Origin of the sequence: Komagataeibacter intermedius TF2 (assembly GCF_000964425.1) — a bacterium.
GTDB classification, from domain to species: Bacteria; Pseudomonadota; Alphaproteobacteria; order Acetobacterales; family Acetobacteraceae; genus Komagataeibacter; species Komagataeibacter intermedius.
In genome coordinates, this window is the sequence record NZ_BANF01000337.1 from 1 (window position 1) to 209 (window position 209).

Here is a 209-nt window from a genome sequence, read left to right on the forward strand (position 1 = left end):
TGATAATGCGGCGGCACGTCCCGATAGATCCGGAACACCCTGATGCTGGCTTCCGGCCTGTCGGTCAGATAGGTATCCAGCCGCATCGTATCCGCGGTCTGCGGGAACGCGGCGGCAATCCTGTTGAGATCGAACCGCCCACCGGTACGGTTCAGGGTCATCAGGTGCTCTTCATCAGTCATGAGGCCTGTTCTCCGCCCATGTTCCAC

The 209-nt window shown here is 60.3% G+C and carries 1 pseudogene; it reads right to left on the minus strand.

Annotated elements, in window-relative coordinates:
• Positions 1 to 182 (minus strand): annotated as a pseudogene (locus tag B7449_RS17440) (cupin domain-containing protein); the annotation flags it as partial.
• Positions 183 to 209 lie beyond the last annotated feature (27 nt).